The organism is Streptomyces sp. NBC_00028 (assembly GCF_045041065.1).
Classification (GTDB): domain Bacteria; phylum Actinomycetota; class Actinomycetes; order Streptomycetales; family Streptomycetaceae; genus Streptomyces.
The window spans coordinates 9,020,306-9,040,419 of sequence record NZ_CP108293.1; the positions used below are offsets into that span (position 1 = coordinate 9,020,306).

Here is a 20,114-nt window from a genome sequence, read left to right on the forward strand (position 1 = left end):
TGAAAGTAAGAGACCTCGAAGGCGGGTCAGGCGCCGGGGCCCTTGTCGAACACCGTCAGGAACACCGAGGACTCGTTGCCGGAGACCGGCACCTCGCCCGCCGACCAGGACACCTTCAGCGGATCCCGCTCGTCCGGCGGCGTCACCAGCAGGGCATCGGGATTGGCGGTACGGGCCCCGCTGATCTCCGGGTTGGAGAAGGTGATCCCCGACCAGGCGCTGTGTCCCGGCGCGAGCCGCACGGTGGTGGCTGTACCGGGGGACCGCTTGGGGTCGGGGCCCAGTTGCTTGCCGGCGGCGTCGACGAAGGCGGCGCCCGGATAGCCGTGGATCGTGCAGGTGCGCTGGGAGGTGTTCGTCAGGATCACGGGGAAGTTCTCCTGCCCGGCCCCCGGGTCGTTCCGGCCGAGGACGGCCTCCAGTTCGGAGGTGTGGCAGCGGCTGCTCGCGGCCGGACTCGTGGTGGGCGAGGGCGACGGCGGGAGGGACGTCGGGCCGGCGCTCGGGGGCACCGAGGGTGTCGCCGATGTCACGTCGCTGGTGGCCGGCGCGGCCGTGCCCGGCAGCGTCGACGGCGCGGTCGCCGCGTCACCCTCGCCGCCGCCACCGCCTCCGCAGGCGGTCAGCAGGCTCAGCGCGGCGGCGGCGCTCGCGAGCAGCGCCGCCCGGTGCACGGACCGGTACATGTTCGCCATGTCTTCTCACTCCTCGTACGGCGCGTTGTGCCCCGTCACGAGAGTCCGATGCACCGATCGCCGGAAAAGTTCGCGCGGTCAGCCCCCGACCCGCACCGAGCCGAGGACCCCCTGCGCCGCCGCGGCGCCGCCGTCCGTCCTGATCTGCACGTACACCTGCGGCTGCCCGCCGCCGTCCGGAGGCGTGAGCCCGGCCTCGACGACGGAGCCGCCGCCGGGACAGTCGCTCCAGCTGCGCACCCGGGCGAACCAGAGAGCCAGGGTGCGGTCGCGGGCGCCGTCGTAGCGGCACTGCGGATGGGCGAGGCCGTCGACCACGGCCGTGACGTCACCGTGCTCCAGCACCCCGGCGAAGACGCCGTTGACATCCGCGCCGAGGTCCTGCCAGCGGTCCAGGTCGTCGGCGACGGCGAACCCCGGCTGGTGCCCGGCGCGCAGGCCGAGGATGCCCGGGTCCCAGCCCGCCGCGCGTACCTGACCGGCCCACGCGGCGGGTACGGCGGCCGACACCCGCCCCGCCGCGTCCTCGATCCGCCGGTCGGCGGGCGCGGTGCCCTGCGGCCACAGCGCGAGGGCCGTGCCGGTCACGGCCGCCGTCACCACCAGCCCGGCGAGCAGGGCGGGTCGGCGGCGGGGACGACGGCCCGCCGCCAGGCGTTCCAGCTCCGCCGCGAACGACCGCGCGTCGGGCCAGCGCCGCGCACGGTCCGGACGCAGGGCGCGCAGCAGGGCACGCCGGACACCGGGGTCCAGACCCGGACGCAGCCGGTCGGGCCGTACGACCTTGCCGGGCGCACCCGGCACCGTCCCGGTGAGCAGGTGGTAGCCGACCGCGCCCAGGCTGTAGACGTCGGCACGCGCGTCGATGCCGGTCCCGGGCTCGGCCTGCTCGGGCGGCCGGTATCCCGCCGACCCGGCGGCCAGGGTCAGCCCGGACGCCTCCGCGAGGATCTTGGCCAGTCCGAGGTCGGCCAGCAGCACCTGCCGGGTGCCGTCCGGGCCGGTGCGCAGGAGCAGGTTGGACGGCTTGATGTCCCGGTGCACGATCCCCGCCTCGTGCAGCGCGGCCGCCCCGAGCGCCGCCGACGCCGTCAGCCGCAGCGCCTCCCCGACGGGCAGCGGGCCGTCCTGGAGCAGATCGGCGAGGGTGCCGCCGTCGGCGTACTCCATCACGAAGTACGGTCTGCCGTCCGGGAGTTCGCCGATGTCGTGAACCTGCACCACCCGCCGCGACGCGGCCCGGCGCAGCAACCGAGCCTCGGACAGGAAGCGTTCGCGGACGTCGAGTCGGTGCGACCAGTTGTCGGCGAGCACCTTCACGGCCACCGGGGCATCCAGCGTGTCGTCGTGGGCGAGCCACACCGTCCCGAACGCGCCGGTGCCCAGGCGTCGTTCGACCCGGTAGCGGCCGATGCGCTCGAGGGAGTGCATACGACTATCATGCCTGCCGCACCGACCATGGCGAGGGGAGCAGTCGTGCCGGACCGGCCCCCGACCGAGGACCTCGCCCGGCGCGCCGCAGACGGCGACCGGGCGGCGCTCGACGCGCTGCTCGCGGAGATCCGCCCCGAGGTCGTCCGGCGCTGCGGGCGGTTCCTGCCCTGCCGCGAGGACGCCGAGGAGGCGGCCCAGGACGTGCTGCTCCAAGTCGCCCGGAGGATCGGCACGTTCGAGGGGCGCAGCCGCTTCGGCACCTGGCTGTACACCGTGGTGGCCAACTGCTGCCGGCAGAAGTACCGCGAACTCAGGCGGCGCTCCGCCGAACAGCCCGCCCCGACGCTCGACGACCTTCGCGCGGACCCCCGCACCACCAGCGTCATCGCCGGTTCCCGGATCGACCTGCTGGAGGCGCTGGAACGCCTGGAGCGCGAACACCCGCTGCTGGTCGAGCCGTTGGTGTACCGGGACATCTGCCGACTGGAGTATGCCGAGGCCGCGGACCGCCTCGGCATCGCGCTGGGCACCTTCAAGTCCCGTCTGCACGAGGCACGCCGGCAGGTCAGGCCCTGGCTGGCCGAGTCGCCGTAGGACAGGCCCTGGCGGCTCACTCCTCGTCGAGCAGGGTGATCTCCGCCCAGATCGTCTTGCCGTCGGCCGTGTGCCGGCTGCCCCAGCGCTGGGTGAGCTGGGCGACCAGGAGGAGACCGCGGCCGCCCTCGTCCCAGGTCTTGGCGCGGCGCAGATGCGGGGCGGTGTGGCTGGTGTCGGAGACCTCGCAGATGAGCGTGGTCGCGTCGTGGATCAGCCGTAGCCGGATGGGGTGCGCGCCGTACCGGATGGCGTTGGTGACCAGCTCGCTCACCACCAGTTCCGCGGTGAACGACGCCTCCGACAGACCCCAGGTGCCCAGCTGCTCGACGACCTGCTTGCGGATGGGGGCGACGAGGGAGGGATCGGCGGGGATGTGCCAGGTCGCGACCTGGGAGGCGGGCAGGCCCCGGGTGCGGGCCAGCAGCAGGGCCACGTCGTCGGTGGAGCCGCCGGGCGGCAGCAGGGTGTTGAGGACCCGGTCGCAGGTCTCGTCGAGGGAGTCGGAGAAGGCCGCCAACGCCTCGCCCAGCAGTCGGTTGCCCGCGTCCGTGTCGCGTTCCGCGGACTCCACCAGGCCGTCCGTGTAGAACGCCAGGACCGAACCCTCGCGCAGGTCCAGTTCGGCCGACTCGAAGGGCAGTCCGCCCACGCCCAGCGGCGGCCCCGACGGCAGGTCGACCTGCTCGGGCGCGCCGCCCGGCGGGATCAGCATCGGCGCGGGGTGTCCGGCCCGGGCCAGTGTGCAGCGTCGCGACACCGGGTCGTACACCGCGTACACACAGGTCGCCCCGACCTCGCCCGGGCTGCCGTCGGCGCCGGCCTCGGCGGACAGCCGGACCACGAGGTCGTCGAGGTGGGTGAGGAGCTCGTCGGGGGCCAGGTCGATGTCGGCGAGGGTGCGTACGGCGGTGCGCAGCCGGCCCATGGTGGCCGAGGCCTGGATGCCGTGACCGACGACGTCCCCGACGACCATCGCGACCCGCATCCCGGACAGCGGGATCACGTCGAACCAGTCGCCGCCCACCCCGGCCCGGGCCGCGGGCAGATACCGGGAGGTCGCCAGCACGGCCGCGGTGTGCGGCAGCGAGCGGGGCAGCAGGCTGCGCTGGAGCGCGAGCGCGGTCTCTCGCTCGCGGGAGAAGCGGCGGGCGTTGTCGATGCAGACGGCCGCGCGGGCCGTCACCTCCTCGGCCAGCAGCACGTCGTCCGGCGTGAACGGATCGGGCCGCCTGAACCGGGTCAGCACCGCGACCCCGAGGGTCAGCCCGCGGGCCTGGATCGGCACCGACATCGTGGAGTGGATGCCGAACTGCCGGACGGCCTCGCCCCGCGCCTGGTTCCAGGTCAGCCACTCGTCCAGCTGTCCGGAGGCCACGGTGGCGACGATGGTCCGGCCCGCGACCAGTGAGTCGGCCTGGGGCGAGGAGGCCGGGTAGACCTCGACCTGTCCCGGCTTGGCCACGGCCTCCGGGGTGCCCGGGTTGACCGACTGGTGCGCGGCCCGGCGCAGCCCGATCGGTGTGGTGAGGGACGGGGGAGGGTCGCCGTTCTCCTGCGGGTCCAGCAGGTCGACGCTGACGAAGTCGGCGAGCGCGGGCACACAGACGTCCGCGAGTTCCTGTGCCGTCCGGGTGACGTCGAGCGTGGAACCGATGCGCACGCTCGCCTCGTTGACCAGTTGCAGCCGCTCACGGGCCAGGTAGTTCTCGGTGAAGTCGTGCGCCGCCAGACACACGCCCCGCACCCGGCCCTCGCGGTCGGTGACCGGGGCCATTCTGGCCAGCCAGGCGTGCGCCAGCGTCTCGCCGCCGGTGCGCATGTACGTCTGGACGTCCTCCGGCCGGCCCGAGGTGAGCACCCGCAGCAGATGCGCCTCCAGCTCCGCGCTCTGCGGTTTGCCGCCGATCTCCGACAGCCTGAGGCCCCGGATGCGTGCCTCGGGCAGTCCGATCACGTCGGCCATGGCGTCGTTGAGCCGGCTCAGCCGCAGCCGCTCGTCGTAGACCGCGACAGCGCACGGCGACTGCACGAGCGCCGCCGTGGCGAGCGGGTCGTCGCCGGAGCGCGGCTCGCCGTCCTCCAGCGGGGTCACGACGAGCCACCGTCCCGGGGCGCCGTCCTCGGAGCGGTGGTGATGGGCGAGCAGCCACACGGACACCGTGCCGCCGTCGCGGTGCCGGAGCGTGACCGTGCCGTCCCAGCGCGGACCGGCCGGGGCGAAGGCTGCCCGGAGACCATCGCTGACCAGCAGGTTCTCGGCCCGACTCCCCACGACCTCGGCGGCCGGACGGCCCAGCAGGCGCTCCGCGCCGGCGTTCCACTCGACGACCGTGCCGTGGTCGTCGATGACAGCCCGTGCCGTCGCGGCATCGTCGAACGGATAGTCCGGGCTCATCGTGGCCACTCCATTGCGCACACTCACAGTGAACAGACACGTCACTTGAGTTCCAGCCTAGTGCGTCACGCTCGTGCGCGGACCGGAACCCCCCGCGTACCGCGCGGTCCGCTGCCGGACGGGGTCAAGGCGGAAATCCGGCCGATGTGACGGCTGAGGCAGCTGCGGTGTTCCGCACCCTTGACGGTCCCGAGTGGCATCACGTCAGAATCTGTGTGTTCACGATCAGTTGTGAGTACTTCTGGGCCCTGATGAGAAAGAGCCGGATGAGGGAGAGCCGCACGTCATGACGGTCACTCGCAGATCTGTTCTGATCGCCTCCGCCGCCGCCCCCACGGCCGGAGCGCTGCTCGGCACCCCGGCGGCCCTGGCCGCCGAGGCCGTGGGCGGCACCGCGGGCCGCAGCACGGTCGCCCTGCGCGACGGCTGGCGCTTCGCCCTGGTCAACCCGGGCGGTATCACCGACCCCACCGGCGCCTACGCCGGCGCCGCCGACCCCGCCTACGACGACTCGGCGTGGCGCGAGGTGGCCGTGCCGCACGACTGGAGCATCGAGCTCGCCCCGACCACCCAGAACGGCACCACCAGCGGCACCGGCTTCTTCCCCGGCGGCCTCGGCTGGTACCGCCTCGCCTTCACCCTGCCGCCCGGCTACGCGGGCAAGCGCGTCGCGGTGGAGTTCGACGGCGTCTACATGGACTCGTACCTCTACTGCAACGGCACCGAGGTCGGACGCCACCCCTACGGCTACACCGGCTTCGCCTTCGACCTCACCGATCTGCTGCACACCGACGGCACCACCGAGAACGTCATCGCGGTCAAGGTGCAGAACCGGCTGCCCAGCAGCCGCTGGTACTCGGGCAGCGGCATCTACCGCGAGGCCCGCCTCGTCGTCACCGAGCCGGTGCGCGTGGAGCGCTGGGGCACCCACGTCACCACCCCGGACATCACCGAGGAGCGGGCCCTCGTCCGGGTGGCGACCTCCGTGGTGAACGCGTCCGGCACCCCGAGCCAGGTCGAGATCCGCTCGACGGTGAAGGACGCCAGGGGTTGGACGGTCACCCGCACGGCGACCACGGTCGACCTCACCGACGAGGCGACCGAGACCCACGAACTCACCGTCCCCGAACCCAGGTTGTGGGACTTCGCCGACCCCCACCGTTACACCCTGCTGACCGAACTGCGCGTCGGCGGACGGACCGTCGACACCTACCGCACCCCGTTCGGCATCCGCACCGTCCGCATCGACCCGGACGAGGGGTTCCATCTCAACGGCCACCACGCGAAGTTGAAGGGCGTCGACCTGCACCACGACCTCGGCGCGCTCGGCGCGGCCGTCAGCGTCGACGCGATCCGTCGCCAGATGTCGATCATGAAGTCGATGGGCGTCAACGCCTTCCGCACCTCGCACAACCCGCCCTCGCCGGAGATGATCCGGGTCTGCGAGGAGCTCGGCATCGTCATGATGGTGGAGGCCTTCGACTGCTGGCGCAGCCCCAAGACCCGTTACGACTACGGCCGGTTCTTCGACGAGTGGTCCGACCGGGACATCGCGGAGATGGTGCTGGCCGCCCGGAACTCACCCGCCGTCATCATGTGGTCGATCGGCAACGAGATCTCCGAGTTCACCTCCACCGCCGGCCTCACCATCGCGGACCGCCTCATCGCCGGCATCAAGACCCACGACGACACCCGCCCCGTCGTCATCGGCTCCCACCGTCACCGCAGCGTGCCCGTCCCCGGCACCCCCGCCGACCTGATCCTCGCCAAACTGGACGGACTCGGCCTCAACTACAACACCGCCAAGTCGGTGGACGCGCTGCACGCCCGCTATCCGCACCTGTTCCTCTTCGAGTCCGAGTCGTCCTCCGAGACCTCGACCAGGGGCGCCTACCAGGAGCCGGAGCACCTCAACACCGGCGAGAACCACACCCCGGGCAAGCGGGCCGTCTCCTCCTACGACAACAACCTCGCCTCCTGGACCATGAGCGGCGAGTACGGCCACAAGAAGGACCGCGACCGGAAGTGGTTCACCGGCCAGTTCCTGTGGTCCGGCATCGACTACATCGGCGAACCCACGCCGTACGACGTCTTCCCGGTGAAGGCGTCCTTCTTCGGCGCCGTCGACACGGCCGGCTTCCCGAAGGACATGTACCACCTGTTCCGGAGCCAGTGGATCGACGAACCAATGGTCCATCTGGTGCCGATGACCTGGAACCACGAGGAGGGCGACACGGTCGAGGTGTGGGCGTACTCCAACGTCGACACCGTCGAGCTGTTCCTCGACGGAAAGTCCCTGGGCGTAAGGAAGTTCGACACGAAGACGACCGTCGACGGGCGCGGCTACCTGGAGACCACCGAGGCGACCGGCGACGACAAGACCTTCACCGACGGCCCCTACCCCGGCAGCTACACCAGCCCGAACGGCAGCGCAGGCAAGCTGCACCTGACGTGGCAGGTCCCCTACCGGCCTGGTGAGTTGAAGGCCGTGGCCCGGCGGGGCGGGAAGACCGTCGCCACCGATGTGCTGCGCACCGCCGGCGCGGCGCACGCCGTGCGGCTGACCGCCGACCGCAAGTCGGTGGCCGCGGACGGGCGTTCGCTGGTGTTCGTCACCGCGGAGATCGTCGACGCCCGGGGGGTGGTCGTGCCCGACGCCGAGGATCTGATCGCGTTCGAGGTGAAGGGTGGCTCGCTCGCCGGGCTGGACAACGGCCGTCAGGAGAGCGCCGAGCGCTATCAGGCCGCCACCCGCACCGCGTTCCACGGCAAGGCGCTCGCCGTCGTGCGCGCGGGCACCGAGCCGGGGCGCCTGAAGGTGACCGCACGGGCGGAGGGGCTGCGCGCGGACACCACGACCGTGCACGCCAAGCCCGCCCGCTCGGCCGCGGCCACCCCTGCGGCCGACTTCCGGCCCGACCACCCTGTCCCGCCGAACTACCCCTACGCGGACGCCAGTTACTCCGGCCGCACCGACACGCTGCCCGCAGCGATGCTCGACGGCGATCCGGCGACCGGCTGGTCCAACGCCTTCAGCAAGGCCGCCACCGCGCTGTTGCCGGTGTTCAACGGGGCCAGGGCCGAGGACTGGGTCTCCGTGGACTTCGGGCGGACGCGGACCTTCGACCGGGTGGAGGTCTCGTTCACCCTGAGCGCGGCCCACAGCCTGCCCGCCGCCGTCGAGGCGGAGGCGTGGGACGGAAAGCGCTGGGCGAAGGCGGAGGGCGCGGCTGTGGAGTGGGCGGGAGAGTCCGACGCGCCGACCGTCGTCACCTTCGACGCGCTCGCCGGATCCCGGCTGCGGCTGCTTCTGACCAGCGGCCATCCCGGTGAAGTCCGAGGCGCGGTGAGGATCAGCAGGCTGGCGGTGCCGGCCGCCTGACCCGCCTTCGCGTACGGTCCGGACGGGATCGGACCAATCAGTCACGTCCGGACCGTTGACGAGGTGTCATGCCTGCAACAAGCATGGCACCGACCGCCACTTGGGAGCGCTCCCATCATGAGCGCCGCCCGCAGCTCACCTAGGAGCCCCGGACGTGAAAAGACGCAGTACCACCCTGTTGTCCCTGACGGCCCTGCTGGGTGCGGTACTTGTCGCCGCGCCGACCTCCCCGGCAGCGGCCGACGAGGTCGAGCAGCTGAAGAACGGCACCTTCGACACCACCACCGACCCCTGGTGGGCGACCAGCAACGTCACCGCGGGCCTGTCCGACGGGCGGCTGTGCGCGGACGTGCCGGGCGGCACCACCAACCGCTGGGACGCCGCCGTCGGCCAGAACGACGTCACCCTGGTCAAGGGGGAGTCGTACAAGTTCGCCTTCACGGCGGACGGTGTGCCCGACGGGCATGTCGTGCGCGCGATCGTGGGGCTCCAAGTGGCCCCGTACGACACCTACTTCGAGGTCAGTCCGCAGCTCAGTGTCTCCGGCAACAGTTACTCCTACACCTTCACCTCACCCGTCGACGCCACCCAGGCGCAGGTCGGCTTCCAGCTCGGCGGCAGCGCGGACGCCTGGAAGTTCTGCATGGACGACGTGTCCCTGCTCGGCGGGGTGCCGCCGGAGGTGTACGAGCCCGACACCGGGCCGCGGGTGCGGGTCAACCAGGTCGCCTATCTGCCGTCGGGACCGAAGAACGCCACGCTGGTCACGGACGCGACGGAGAGGCTGCCCTGGCAGCTGAAGAACGCCTCCGGGACCGTGGTGGCGCGGGGTTCGACCACGCCGCGCGGCGTCGACGCGTCCTCCGCGCAGAACGTCCACTCGATCGACTTCGGGGCGTACAAGAAAGCGGGCACCGGCTACACGCTGGTCGCCGACGGGGAGACCAGCCGCCCGTTCGACATCGGCACCGGCGCCTACGAGCAACTGCGCCTGGACGCCCTGAAGTACTACTACACCCAGCGCAGCGGCACCCCGATCCGCGACGATCTCCGGCCCGGCTACGGCCGCGCCGCCGGTCATGTCGACGTGACCCCCAACCAGGGTGACTCCGCCGTGCCCTGCCAGCCGGGCGTCTGCGACTACAAGCTCGACGTCACCGGCGGCTGGTACGACGCCGGCGACCACGGCAAGTACGTCGTCAACGGCGGCATCTCCACCTGGGAGCTGCTCAGCACCTACGAGCGTGCCCTGCACGCCCGCACCGGCCGGCCCGCGAAGCTCGGCGACGGCACCCTCGCGATCCCGGAGAGCGGCAACAAGGTGCCGGACATCCTCGACGAGAGCCGCTGGGAGCTGGAGTTCCTGCTGAAGATGCAGGTGCCCGCCGGACAGCCACTGGCCGGCATGGCCCACCACAAGATCCACGACGAGGCGTGGACCGGCCTCCCGCTGCTGCCCAGCGAGGACCCGCAGAAGCGTGAACTGCACCCCGCGACCACCGAGGCGACCCTGAACCTCGCGGCCACCGCGGCGCAGGCGGCCCGCCTCTACAAGCCCTACGACAAGGCGTTCGCGGCGAAGACCCTGGCCGCCGCCCGTACGGCCTGGACCGCGGCCCTCGCGCACCCCGCCCTGCATGCCGACCCCAACGACGGGACCGGCGGCGGCGCCTACCCGGACACCGACGCCACCGACGAGTTCTACTGGGCGGCGGCGGAGCTGTATCTCACCACGGGGGAGAAGCAGTTCGCGGACTACGTCCTCAACTCGCCCGTCCACACCGCCGACATCTTCGGCCCGCTCGGCTACGACTGGGCCCGCACGGGCGCCGCGGCCCGCCTGGACCTCGCGACCGTGCCGAGCAAGCTGCCCGGCCGCGACAAGGTGCGCCAGTCGGTCGTCAAGGGCGCCGACCGCTACCTCGCCACGCTGAAGTCACAGCCGTACGGCATGCCGTACGCGCCCACCGACAACCTCTACGACTGGGGCTCCAACCACCAGATCCTGCACAACGGCATCGTCATCGCCACCGCGTACGACATCACGGGCGCCACGAAGTACCGGGACGGCGCCCTGCAGAGCGTCGACTACCTCTTCGGCCGCAACGCCCTGAACATGTCGTACGTCACCGGCTACGGCGAGGTGAACTCCCACAACCAGCACAGCCGTTGGTACGCCCACCAGCTCGACCCGAACCTCCCGAACCCGCCGAAGGGCACCCTGTCGGGCGGGCCGAACTCGAGCATCCAGGACCCCTACGCACAGAGCAAACTCCAGGGCTGCGTCGGCCAGTTCTGCTACATCGACGACATCCAGTCCTGGTCGACCAACGAGCACACCATCAACTGGAACTCCGCCCTGAGCCGGATGGCCTCCTTCGTGGCGGACCAGACGTAGGCGGAAAACGGCGGTGCACGGAAGTACGGCGACGAGCGGAGCTGGAAGGGCTGGTTCGTACCGGTCCCCAGCTCCCTCGGCGTCGGCACGATGTACCGTCCCGCTGCTCACCGGTCTTCCCGTCGGACGTGCGTGAGCTTGTCGGGGTTGGTGACGATGTACACGTCGGACACGCGGTCGCCCTCCGGCGTGAGGTCCATGACCATCACCGCGTAGGGCGAGTCCCCCTCGAACAGCACCGCCGACGGGTCCCCGTTGGCCTGCTCGTAGCGCAGCTCCAGGTCGAGGGCGGCGCCGCGGGAGCGGAACCCGTCGATGAAGCGGACCACCTTGTCCCGGCCGCGCACCGGACGCAGCCCCGCCGTCCTGCGGTTGCCGCCGGCGTCCGTCCAGATCGTCACGTCGGGCGCGAGGATCTCCATCAGCGCGCCGATGTCCCCACCGAGCGCGGCCTCCACGAACCGCTCGGTCGCCTCCTGCCGCACCCTCGGATGCGCGTCGTACAGCGGCCGGCGCGCGTGGACGTGCTCCCGGGCCCGGTGCGCGACCTGCCGTACGGCCGCCGCGGTGCGGTCGAGGATGTCCGCGATCTCGGTGTGCGGATATCCGAACACCTCGTTGAGCACGAACACCGCGCGCTCCAGCGGCGTCAGGGACTCAAGGACCACCAGCATCGCCATCGAGACCGACTCGCCGCGCAACGCCGTGTCCTCGGCGGCCGCGTCGGTGAGCAGGGGCTCGGGCAGCCAGGGGCCGACGTAGGTCTCGCGCCGTCTGCTGATCGCGGCGCGGCGGGCGAGGGCGTGGTTCACGGCGATACGGACCAGGTAGGCGCGGGGGTTGGCGATCCCGGCCAGCGACGAGTTGTCGGCCCGGGCCCGGGCCGTCCAGGACAGCCAGGTCTCCTGGACCACGTCCTCGGTGTCCGCGACGCTGCCCAGCATGTTGTAGACGATGCCGAACAGCAGCTCACGGTGGTCGACGAAGACGTCCGTCGCCTCGTCGGTCTCCGGATCACGGATCTCGGTCATGCGTGGCCTCCCCGGTGTGCGCTCACAACTGCGAGGGTCCTCGGGGGCGGGAACGTGACATCGGGGGGCGGAAATGTGACGTGCGCCTCACGGGGAGGATCCGCAGCATGGCTAGGTCGCGTCGTGGAAGACCAGGCCCAGGGCGTGGCGCCGGCCCGAGCGGACGGTGCTCACGCCGTGCCGCATCGCACCGGCGGACCAGCCGCGGCGGGTGCGCACCGGGTGGTCGCGGGTGGTGAAGACCAGGCCGTGGCCCTGCCGCAGCACGGTCGAGGTGCCCCGGGACTGGGCCCTGGGCCGCTGCTCCACCATCAGGAACTCACCGCCCGTGTAGTCCGTGCCGTACTCGTCGAGCCCGACCACGACCTGGAGCGGGAAGACCAGCTCGCCGAAGACGTCCCGGTGCAGGGCGTTCCAGTCGCCCGCCCCGTAGCGCAACAGGATCTGCGCCGACCGGTCCTGCCCGGCCGCGTGGCAGCGTTCCAGCCACTCGGTGAGGGAGTCGGGCCAGGGCGCGGGGCGGCCGAGGCGGGCCGCCCAGTCCCGGGCGACCGGCAGGAGGCGCGGGTAGAGCGCGGCGCGCAGGGCGGCCACCGGGGCGGGCAGGTCGTGGGTGAAGTAGCGGTACTCGCCCGAGCCGAAACGGTGCCGGGCCAGGTCGACGGTCGTGCGGAACAGCTCGGGCTTCTCGTACAACGCCGCCAGGTCACGGCACTCGGCGGGCGTCAGCAACTGCCCCGTGGGCGCGCTGCCGTGCTCGTCCAGCTCCGCGGCGAGGGCGTTCCAGTCCGTGCCGGTGACGCGGCGGTGGGCCTGCTTGAGGGTGAGGGTCATGAGGTGCCTCCCGTCAGACGAGCGTCGGCTGAAGCGCGCCCTCGTGCGTGAGCAGCCGTACCTTGCGCTCCACTCCGCCCGCGTACCCGCGCATCGAACCGTCGGCGCCGATCACCCGATGGCAGGGCCGCACGATCAGCAGGGGGTTGGCGGCGAGGGCCGCGCCGACGGCCGGGGTGTCGGCCCGCGCCACACCGAGTCGCGCGGCGAGTGCGCCGTACGTGGTCGTGGTGCCGTACGGGACGGCGTCCACCGCCTGCCAGACGCGTTGCTGGAACTCCGTGCCGGCGGCGGCGAACGGCAGCTCGAACCGGGTGAGCCGGCCCGCGAAGTACGCGGCGAGCTGAGCGGCGGCCTCGGTGAAGGCCGCGTCGTCGCGGCGCCGGTCGGCGCGGACGGCGGGGGCGGTGCGCTGTCCCGGCATCGACAGCGAGGCGAGCATCCCTTCCCGGCCCACGAGCAGCAGTTCGCCGAGCGGGCTCTCGATGGTGGTGTAAGTCGTCATGCAGGTCGTCATGGCTACGAGTCTGCTGCGCCGGGCGGCCCGTCACCGGCGGGAATCGGACATCACGCTGAGCGGGCCGCGGTACCCGTGGTGGACAGCTCTGACCTGGTGGTATTTACGGTCGAGTACCTCAGCGGTACCGTAAGGGCATGCCAGCTCTCAACGTCGAGTTCAGTGATCGTGAGCTAGAGGACCTGCGGCAGATCGCCAAGGAGCGCGGTACGTCGATGAAGGCCCTCGTCCGGGAGGCCGCCGCCGCCGACATCGCGCGGCATCGCGCCCTCCAGGAAGGCGCGGAGGCCTTCCGGCGCTTCTTCGCCGCCCACGCCGACGAGTTCGCGGCGGCCTTCCCCGACGACGAACCCGGCGTCCGGCGCGAAGAGCGGGTCGTCTGACCGATGGCCTCCGTGGTCCACATCGACGTGCCCTGGCTGCTCCAGCGTCACGAAGAGGTCCTGCCGGACCAGCCCACCATCAACGACTTCTCCGCGCTGGTGGCCGCCGTCGCCCGCCACCGCGTCGACCCGCCCCGCCTCGGAGTGGACTCCGACCCGGCCTGGCGGGCCGCCGCCCTGCTGCACACCCTCGCCCTGCTCAAGCCGCTGCCCTCGGCCAACGCCCGTTTCGCCTGCGCGACGGCCGTGGCCTACATGTTCGTCAGCGGCGTCGGCATCGACCCGCCCTACGGCGCCCTCGTCGACCTCGCCCGCGACCTGATCTCCGGCAAGACCGACGTCTACGGCGCCGCCGACCGACTGCGCTCCTGGCAGATCTGAGACCCGGCCGGTCCCGACCCGCCCTCGGGGCCGCCGACCGAGGGCGGGAGGATCGGGGTCGGCGGCCGGTTTCGCGCGGGAGAGCCGCCGTCCTGCGCGTGGCCTCCGAGGGGCCGGTACCAGTGCACTACGCGGTGGTGCGCGCCGGGAGCGTGCGCGGTGCTCCGGCGCGTGCGCGTGTTTCACACGGGGCGTGTGGAATACCGAAAGCAGGATGGGGAGAGCTGCGCCGACCGTGTTTCTGACTTTCTTTCAATGATGCTGATGTTGCCCAAGTGCCTTGTTGGCCATGACTCCCTTGTGCAAGGGTGAACCACCCGTGCGGGGGGTAAAGTCCGGGCTTCATTCGTCCCGTGGGGAACCGGGCCGGACGAGCCGTCGGTGAATTTCACGCTCCTCGCGCAGCGCCAAAGAGGACGCACACGTCCCCGCTCCTTTTCGGCGAGTTGAAGCCCAGAGTCACCTGCGTGTGGGAAGGAACCCGCTCAGTGCCCACCCCCCACCCCCCTCGTCCGCCGTACCCGCCCCCCGGCGGCGTTCCGGGGGAATCCGACGACGACCTCGGTGCCGGTCTCAGAGGCCGTCCGGACGGCGAGGCGGCCCAGTCGGCCGCGCTGTTGATGGCGCGTCACTGGCAGCCGGTCCACGAGTACGCCGTGATCTGCCTCGCCTCCCGGTCGGAGGTGGCCTCGATGGTCACCGCCGCCGCCTTCCACCAAGTCCTCGACCGCCTCGCGCTCGGCGAACCCGCCACCGCGCTGCGCCCCCGGCTGCTCGTGCGCGCGCGGGACACCGTCCGGGAGTGGTCGGCCGAGGACCGAATATCCGGCGTTCTCCCCGACCTCGCGAAACCCGCCGGCGGTCGCGGTATGCGGGCGGCGAAGTCCATGACGCCGGAAAACCGCAAACTCGCCGAGCGTTCATTCCTCGCCCTGCCCGGACTCGCCCGCTGTCTGCTGTGGCACACCGAGGTCGAGGCCGAGCCGATTGCCGTCCCCGCCGGTCTGCTCGGCATGGATACCGACGCCGCGTCGGCCGCTCTCGAACAGGCGCGTGACAAATTCCGCGAGGGTTGTGTACATGCCCATCGGGAACTCGCGCCGACCAAGGATTGCCGGTTCTACAACCGACTCCTCGACGTCCCCATTCGGCGCGGCGGAGCCCTGTTGCCGGATGTCCAGCAGCATCTGGACGAGTGCCGCTACTGCCGTTTCGCCGCCGAACAACTCAGCCATTTCGAGGGCGGGTTGGGTGTGCTGCTCGCCGAGTCCGTGCTCGGCTGGGGAGCCCGCCGCTACCTCGATACCCGGCGCGGGAACGACCGGCAGGGCCCGCGCGCCCAGGGCGGCGCCCGGCACGGCGGCGGACGCCGACGGTTGCTGTCCCGCATCCCGTCTCCCGGCCGCCGTCCCCCCGAGGGCCCCCGACCCTCCCGGGTACTGCTCACCGGAGTGGGCCTCGCCTCGGTGGGCCTGATCGCCAGTGTGCTCGCCGCGAGCCTCTGGTCGGACGACGGCGGTGCCGACCCGGCCGCCTCCACCAGCGCCACCGGCAGTGAGTCGGCTCCGGACGGCGTCTCCGCCTCCCCGCCGGGCACCGCCCAACTGCCCCTCGCGCCCAGCCGGTCCAGGCTGCGCAACGTCGGCGCCGACCTCTGCCTCGACATCCGCGGCGAGGTGAAGAAGGGCGCCGGGACCGAACTGGAGGCCTGCTCGGACGACGACACCCAGAAGTGGACCTACGACGAGGAGGACGGGCTGCTGCGCAGCGCCGCGGACCCCGACCTGTGCCTCGACTCACGGGCCGACGCCGGTGTGGTCATCCTCGGCAGCTGCGCGGACGAGAAGAGCAAGCGGTCCGCCGACGTGCGCTACGACATCACCGTGCAGGGCGAGTTGCTCACCCGCTGGGACGACCAGCTCGCCGTCACCTCCACCAGCGGGGAGCCGGACTCCGACATCGTGGTCAAGGTGCGGGACGGTTCCGACCAGCAGCGCTGGGTGACGGACGCCGTCTCGCCCAGCGCCGGCGCGCTGTCGGTGCCCGACTCGGACGCCCCGTCCGTGCGGGCCGTCGACCTCACCGAGCGGGGGGCGCCCCGTTGACCACGTCCCGGGGCGGGTCGCCCGCCAGATAGCCCGTCACGTTCCGCACGGCGGCCAGGGCGATCCGCACCAGCGTCTCGCGGGTGACGCCCCCGACGTGCGGCGACAGCACCACGCCCGGGGCGCGTAGCAACCGCAGGGCCGGGGTGGGCGGTTCGGGGTCGAAGACGTCGATGCCCGCCCCGGCGAGGGCGCCCTTGTGCAGGGCGTCGGCGAGGGCGTCCTGGTCGATCAGGGCGCCCCGCGCGGTGTTGACGACGAACGCGGTCGGCTTGAGCAGCGCGAGCCGGGCCGCGTCGAGGAGGTGGCGCGTCTCCTCGGTCAGGGGCGTGTGCAGGGAGACGTAGTCGCTGGTGCGCAGCAGTTCGTCGAGCGGCACATGGCGGGCCCCGCCCGACCGTGCCTCCGTCTCCTGCGCCACCCGGCGCCGTCCGGCGTAGAGGACGGTCATGTCGAACGCGACGGCGCGCCGGGCGACTTCACGTCCGATCCGGCCCAGTCCGACGATGCCCAGCGTCTTGCCCGACAGTTCGGTCAGGGACCGTTGGAGGCGGGGGAGCGCCCAGTCGGCCTCGACGAGCGCGGTGTGGGCCGGGACCACCCGCTTGGCCAGCGCCAGCATCAGGGCGAAGGTCTGCTCGGCCACGTTCTGCGCCTCGGCGCCGGTGGAGCCGATGGTGCACACGGGCACCCCGAGGTCGCGCGCGGCCTCGACGTCGACGTGGTCGAAGCCGTGACTCGCGCACTGCACCAGCTCCAACTCGGGTGCGGCGGCGAGGTGTTCGGCGGTGAGGGGGGCCAGCGCCGTGATGACGACGTGGGCCGTGCAGAGGGCCGTCGGGTCCTCGTCGGCGCGCTCGACCACGGTGACCTCGGCGTCGTCGGGGAAGAGCGTGGCGAGCCCGGCTCCGGCGCCGCGCCCGCCGACGTGCGGGGCGATGACGGCGAGTACGTTCTTCGACGCGGTCATACGGGGTCCTCGGTGAGGTCGGCGGGGCCCACGGTGGCGGGGGAGGCGTGGCCTGACAGGGCGAGGGTGAGGTCGAGTTCGGCGAGCAGACAGCGGATCACGTGCTCGACGCCGGCCTGTCCGTCGAGGCCGAGGCCGTAGACGTACGGCCGTCCGACGAGCACCGCCCGCGCGCCGAGCGCGAGCGCCTTGAAGACGTCGTCGCCGGTGCGGACGCCGCTGTCGAACAGGACGGTGAGCCGGTCGCCGACCGCCTCGGCGACCAGGGGCAGTGCGTCGGCCGCGCCGATCGCCCCGGCGACCTGCCGGCCGCCGTGATTGGAGACGACGACGCCGTCCATCCCCGCGTCGGCGGCCAGTCGGGCGTCGTCCGGGTGCTGGATGCCCTTCAGCACGATCGGGCCGTCCCAGTTCTCCCGCAGGAACGCCAGGTCCGGCCAGGTCTTGGCGGGGTCGGCGAACATGCCGACGAAGTGCAGCACCGCCGCGTTCGGGTCCTCGTGCACCGGCTTGGCCAGGGCCGCCTGGAACGCCGGGTCGGAGAAGTAGTTGGCGGTGCCGACCCCGTGCAGGAACGGCAGATACGCCTGGTCCAGGTCACGGGGCCGCCAGGCCAGGAGGGGAGTGTCGAGTGTGACGACGAGGACGGTGAACCCGGCCGCCCTCGCGCGGCCCAGGAAGCTCCTGGCGACCTCCGGGTCCTTGGGCCAGTACAGCTGGAACCAGCGCTCGGCGTCCCCCATCGCCTCGGCGACCTGCTCCATCGGCGTGCTGGAGGCGGAGGACAGGATGTACGGGACGCCCTGCGCGGCGGCGGCCCGGGCGGCGGCGCACTCGGCGTCCGGGTGCATGATCGACAGCACGCCGACCGGTGCCAGGGCCAGCGGGGCGGGCAGCGAGCGGCCGAGGACCTCGACGGCGAGGTCCCGCTCGTGCACGTCCCGCAGCATGCGCGGCACGATCCGCCGGCGCTCCAGCGCCGCCCGGTTGGCCCGGGCCGTACTGCCGTCACCCGCGCTGCCCGCCACATAACCGACCGGCCCCGGCCCGAGCCGCTGCTCGGTGAGCTCCTCCAGGCGGGTCAGATCGGTCGGGAGCCGCGGCACGGCCCCCGACATCCCGTTGAGATAGATCTCGTACTGGAAGTCCGCCCAGTGCCTGGCCATCCGCGGGTCCCGCCTCTCGTCGCTGAGAACGCGTTGCGCTCCGACGATACTGGCGAGTAAGGGCCGGTCAGAACACCGGGGTCGGCGGCCGTTCAACAGGCCGGGGTCAGCCGCCGTTCGCCGCCGCCACGGGCTCCGGCTCGCCGGGCACCGCGCCCGGTCCGGTGATGGCCGGCACCGGTACGTCGACGGTCCGCGCCAGCCGCGCGCCCTCGGGCCCGTACACCGCGCGGGGCTCGGGGAAGACCCGCAGCAGGGTCAGGAACAGCACCGCGGAGACCACCAGCGACAGCGGCAGGCTGATGTCGATGCCGTTGGCCAGATCACCCAGCGGGCCGACGAACTGGCCCGGGATGTTGGTGAACAGCACACCCAGCAGCGCGGAGACCCACCAGGCGGTCATGCCGCGCCAGTTCCAGCCGTGCGCGAACCAGTAACGGCCGCCGCGCTGGCGGCGGTTGAAGACCTGGAGGGCGTCCGGGTCGTACCAGCCGCGTCGGGTCCAGAAGCCCAGGATCATCACGACCATCCACGGCGTGGTGCAGGTGATGATCATCGTGGCGAACGTCGAGATCGACTGGACGAGGTTCAGGCCGAACCGTCCGATGAAGATGAACGCGATCGACGCGACACCGACCAGCAGGGTCGCCTGTACCCGGGACAGCCGCGGGAACACCGAGGAGAAGTCGAGGCCGGTGCCGTACAGGGCGGTCGTGCCCGTCGACATGCCGCCGATCAGGGCCAGCAGACACACCGGCAGGAAGAACCAGCTCGGCGAGATGGCGAGCAGTCCGCCCACGAAGTCGGGGGCCGCGGGGTCGACGTAGTCCGGGGCCTTGGTCGCGATGATGCTGGCGGTGCCCAGGCCGAACAGGAACGGCAGCAGCGTGGCGATCTGCGACAGGAACGCCGCGCCGACCACCCGACGGCGCGGGGTGCTCGCCGGGATGTAGCGCGACCAGTCGCCGAGGAACGCGCCGAACGACACCGGGTTCGACAGCACGATCAGCGCGGCGCCGATGAAGGACGGCCAGAACAGGGACTGCGTCGCCGCGTCCGCCGAGTCCGTGAAGACGCCCGCGTACGACGGGTCGAAGTCCCCGGCGAAGGCGATCGCACCGACCACGAACAGCACGCTCGCCGAAGTCACCGCGACCTTGTTGACGAACAGCATGAACCGGAAGCCGTACACGCACACCGCGAGGACCAGACAGGCGAACAGCGCGTACGCCACGACGTAGCTCAGATCGCCGCGCGGCAGCCCGAACAGCCGGTGGGCGCCGCCGACCAGGGCGTCGCCGGAGCTCCACACCGAGATGGAGAAGAACGCGATCGCCGTCAGCAGGGAGAGGAACGAGCCGACCACCCGGCCGTGCACACCGAGGTGGGCGGACGAGGAGACGGCGTTGTTGGTGCCGTTGACCGGCCCGAACACCGCCATCGGACACAGGATCAGCGCACCCGCGACCACACCGAGGAGGGTGGCCGCCAGGCCCTGCCAGAAGGAGAGCCCGAACAGGATCGGGAAGGCGCCCAGCACACAGGTGGAGAAGGTGTTGGCGCCACCGAAGGCGAGCCGGAACAGGTCCAGTGGCGTGGCGGTGCGGTCCGCGTCGGGGATGCGGTCGACACCGTGGGTCTCGACCTCGGTCAGGGACGGCGCGGACGAGGGGTCGGGCTGCGGGGACAAGGGGGCTCCAGCGAGGGGGATCGGCGGTGGAGCGCGTCGTGGCGCGGGGAGGGGCGGGGGAGGGCCGGGCGCCGTCGCTGGGGTGTGCGGCGGGAGAGGGGCCGTCCTCTCGGGGGTCTGCCGACGGTAAGGCCGG

At 72.1% G+C, this 20,114-nt stretch carries 15 protein-coding genes; 6 read left to right on the forward strand and 9 right to left on the reverse strand.

From position 1 onward, the window contains the following. Positions 1 to 26: 26 nt before the first annotated feature. Complete coding sequence (locus OG885_RS40915) at positions 27 to 695, reverse strand: DUF4232 domain-containing protein (protein ID WP_405741161.1); 669 nt, start codon at positions 693 to 695, stop codon at positions 27 to 29. A 78-nt stretch (positions 696 to 773) separates the two neighbouring features. Then, on the reverse strand, positions 774 to 2,126 hold the full coding sequence (locus tag OG885_RS40920) for a serine/threonine-protein kinase (RefSeq protein WP_405741164.1): 1,353 nt from the start codon (positions 2,124 to 2,126) through the stop codon (positions 774 to 776). 9 nt (positions 2,127 to 2,135) lie between these two features. On the opposite strand from OG885_RS40920, the gene OG885_RS40925 reads away from it, so the two are divergent. Beyond that, on the forward strand, positions 2,136 to 2,723 hold the full coding sequence (locus OG885_RS40925; RefSeq protein WP_405741167.1) for an RNA polymerase sigma factor: 588 nt from the start codon (positions 2,136 to 2,138) through the stop codon (positions 2,721 to 2,723). A 16-nt stretch (positions 2,724 to 2,739) separates the two neighbouring features. Here the strand turns inward: OG885_RS40925 and OG885_RS40930 are convergent, their stop codons facing one another. After that, on the reverse strand, positions 2,740 to 5,121 hold the full coding sequence (locus OG885_RS40930) for a SpoIIE family protein phosphatase (protein ID WP_405741170.1): 2,382 nt from the start codon (positions 5,119 to 5,121) through the stop codon (positions 2,740 to 2,742). A gap of 286 nt (positions 5,122 to 5,407) precedes the next feature. Here OG885_RS40930 and OG885_RS40935 point away from each other — a divergent pair, with 286 nt between their 5' ends. Together OG885_RS40935 and OG885_RS40940 are read left to right on the forward strand one after the other, a co-directional pair. Then, complete coding sequence (locus OG885_RS40935) at positions 5,408 to 8,503, forward strand: glycoside hydrolase family 2 TIM barrel-domain containing protein (protein WP_405741173.1); 3,096 nt, start codon at positions 5,408 to 5,410, stop codon at positions 8,501 to 8,503. A 154-nt stretch (positions 8,504 to 8,657) separates the two neighbouring features. Then, positions 8,658 to 10,901: a glycoside hydrolase family 9 protein gene (locus OG885_RS40940; protein ID WP_405741176.1), complete on the forward strand. Its 2,244-nt coding sequence runs from the start codon at positions 8,658 to 8,660 to the stop codon at positions 10,899 to 10,901. A gap of 107 nt (positions 10,902 to 11,008) precedes the next feature. On the opposite strand, the gene sigJ is transcribed toward OG885_RS40940, so the two are convergent. The 3 genes from sigJ to OG885_RS40955 form a co-directional block, all read right to left on the reverse strand. After that, the gene (sigJ, locus tag OG885_RS40945) at positions 11,009 to 11,932 is read right to left on the reverse strand and encodes an RNA polymerase sigma factor SigJ (RefSeq protein WP_405741179.1); all 924 of its coding nucleotides are present in this window, start codon (positions 11,930 to 11,932) and stop codon (positions 11,009 to 11,011) included. A 111-nt stretch (positions 11,933 to 12,043) separates the two neighbouring features. Next, positions 12,044 to 12,766, reverse strand: coding sequence for a 2OG-Fe(II) oxygenase (locus OG885_RS40950; protein ID WP_405741182.1), 723 nt, complete (start codon positions 12,764 to 12,766; stop codon positions 12,044 to 12,046). A gap of 13 nt (positions 12,767 to 12,779) precedes the next feature. Next, positions 12,780 to 13,283, reverse strand: coding sequence for a methylated-DNA--[protein]-cysteine S-methyltransferase (locus tag OG885_RS40955; protein WP_405741184.1), 504 nt, complete (start codon positions 13,281 to 13,283; stop codon positions 12,780 to 12,782). 137 nt (positions 13,284 to 13,420) lie between these two features. On the opposite strand from OG885_RS40955, the gene OG885_RS40960 reads away from it, so the two are divergent. The 3 genes from OG885_RS40960 (at position 13,421) to OG885_RS40970 (ending at position 16,152) form a co-directional block, all read left to right on the forward strand. Next, complete coding sequence (locus tag OG885_RS40960; RefSeq protein ID WP_399966694.1) at positions 13,421 to 13,666, forward strand: hypothetical protein; 246 nt, start codon at positions 13,421 to 13,423, stop codon at positions 13,664 to 13,666. Between the two features lie 3 nt (positions 13,667 to 13,669). After that, positions 13,670 to 14,047 carry a hypothetical protein gene (locus OG885_RS40965; RefSeq protein ID WP_007386606.1) on the forward strand — a complete coding sequence of 126 codons (378 nt, stop codon included), beginning with the start codon at positions 13,670 to 13,672 and terminating at the stop codon, positions 14,045 to 14,047. 488 nt (positions 14,048 to 14,535) lie between these two features. After that, positions 14,536 to 16,152 carry an RICIN domain-containing protein gene (locus tag OG885_RS40970; protein ID WP_405741188.1) on the forward strand — a complete coding sequence of 539 codons (1,617 nt, stop codon included), beginning with the start codon at positions 14,536 to 14,538 and terminating at the stop codon, positions 16,150 to 16,152. On the opposite strand, the gene OG885_RS40975 is transcribed toward OG885_RS40970, so the two are convergent. The 3 genes from OG885_RS40975 to OG885_RS40985 all read right to left on the reverse strand — a co-directional run bounded on the left by OG885_RS40975 (position 16,127) and on the right by OG885_RS40985 (position 19,978). After that, the gene (locus tag OG885_RS40975; RefSeq protein ID WP_405741190.1) at positions 16,127 to 17,122 is read right to left on the reverse strand and encodes a 2-hydroxyacid dehydrogenase; all 996 of its coding nucleotides are present in this window, start codon (positions 17,120 to 17,122) and stop codon (positions 16,127 to 16,129) included. The genes OG885_RS40970 and OG885_RS40975 overlap by 26 nt on opposite strands. Then, positions 17,119 to 18,288, reverse strand: a complete 1,170-nt coding sequence (locus OG885_RS40980) for a lactate 2-monooxygenase (protein ID WP_405741193.1) — start codon at positions 18,286 to 18,288, stop codon at positions 17,119 to 17,121. Before OG885_RS40980 ends, OG885_RS40975 begins: the two co-directional genes overlap by 4 nt. 106 nt (positions 18,289 to 18,394) lie before the next feature. Beyond that, complete coding sequence (locus tag OG885_RS40985; RefSeq protein WP_405741196.1) at positions 18,395 to 19,978, reverse strand: purine-cytosine permease family protein; 1,584 nt, start codon at positions 19,976 to 19,978, stop codon at positions 18,395 to 18,397. Between the last annotated feature and the right edge of the window lie 136 nt (positions 19,979 to 20,114).

Excerpts from the sequence above, each read along its gene's own strand:
- OG885_RS40950 (WP_405741182.1), bottom strand. The coding sequence starts at position 12,766 with ATGACCCTCACCCTCAAGCAGGCCCACCGCCGCGTCACCGGCACGGAC.
- OG885_RS40935 (WP_405741173.1), top strand. The coding sequence starts at position 5,408 with ATGACGGTCACTCGCAGATCTGTTCTGATCGCCTCCGCCGCCGCCCCC.
- sigJ (WP_405741179.1), bottom strand. The coding sequence starts at position 11,932 with ATGACCGAGATCCGTGATCCGGAGACCGACGAGGCGACGGACGTCTTC.
- OG885_RS40980 (WP_405741193.1), bottom strand. The coding sequence starts at position 18,288 with ATGGCCAGGCACTGGGCGGACTTCCAGTACGAGATCTATCTCAACGGG.
- OG885_RS40915 (WP_405741161.1), bottom strand. The coding sequence starts at position 695 with ATGGCGAACATGTACCGGTCCGTGCACCGGGCGGCGCTGCTCGCGAGC.
- OG885_RS40920 (WP_405741164.1), bottom strand. The coding sequence starts at position 2,126 with ATGCACTCCCTCGAGCGCATCGGCCGCTACCGGGTCGAACGACGCCTG.
- OG885_RS40925 (WP_405741167.1), top strand. The coding sequence starts at position 2,136 with ATGCCTGCCGCACCGACCATGGCGAGGGGAGCAGTCGTGCCGGACCGG.
- OG885_RS40965 (WP_007386606.1), top strand. The coding sequence starts at position 13,670 with ATGGCCTCCGTGGTCCACATCGACGTGCCCTGGCTGCTCCAGCGTCAC.
- OG885_RS40960 (WP_399966694.1), top strand. The coding sequence starts at position 13,421 with ATGCCAGCTCTCAACGTCGAGTTCAGTGATCGTGAGCTAGAGGACCTG.
- OG885_RS40930 (WP_405741170.1), bottom strand. The coding sequence starts at position 5,121 with ATGAGCCCGGACTATCCGTTCGACGATGCCGCGACGGCACGGGCTGTC.
- OG885_RS40955 (WP_405741184.1), bottom strand. The coding sequence starts at position 13,283 with ATGACGACCTGCATGACGACTTACACCACCATCGAGAGCCCGCTCGGC.
- OG885_RS40975 (WP_405741190.1), bottom strand. The coding sequence starts at position 17,122 with ATGACCGCGTCGAAGAACGTACTCGCCGTCATCGCCCCGCACGTCGGC.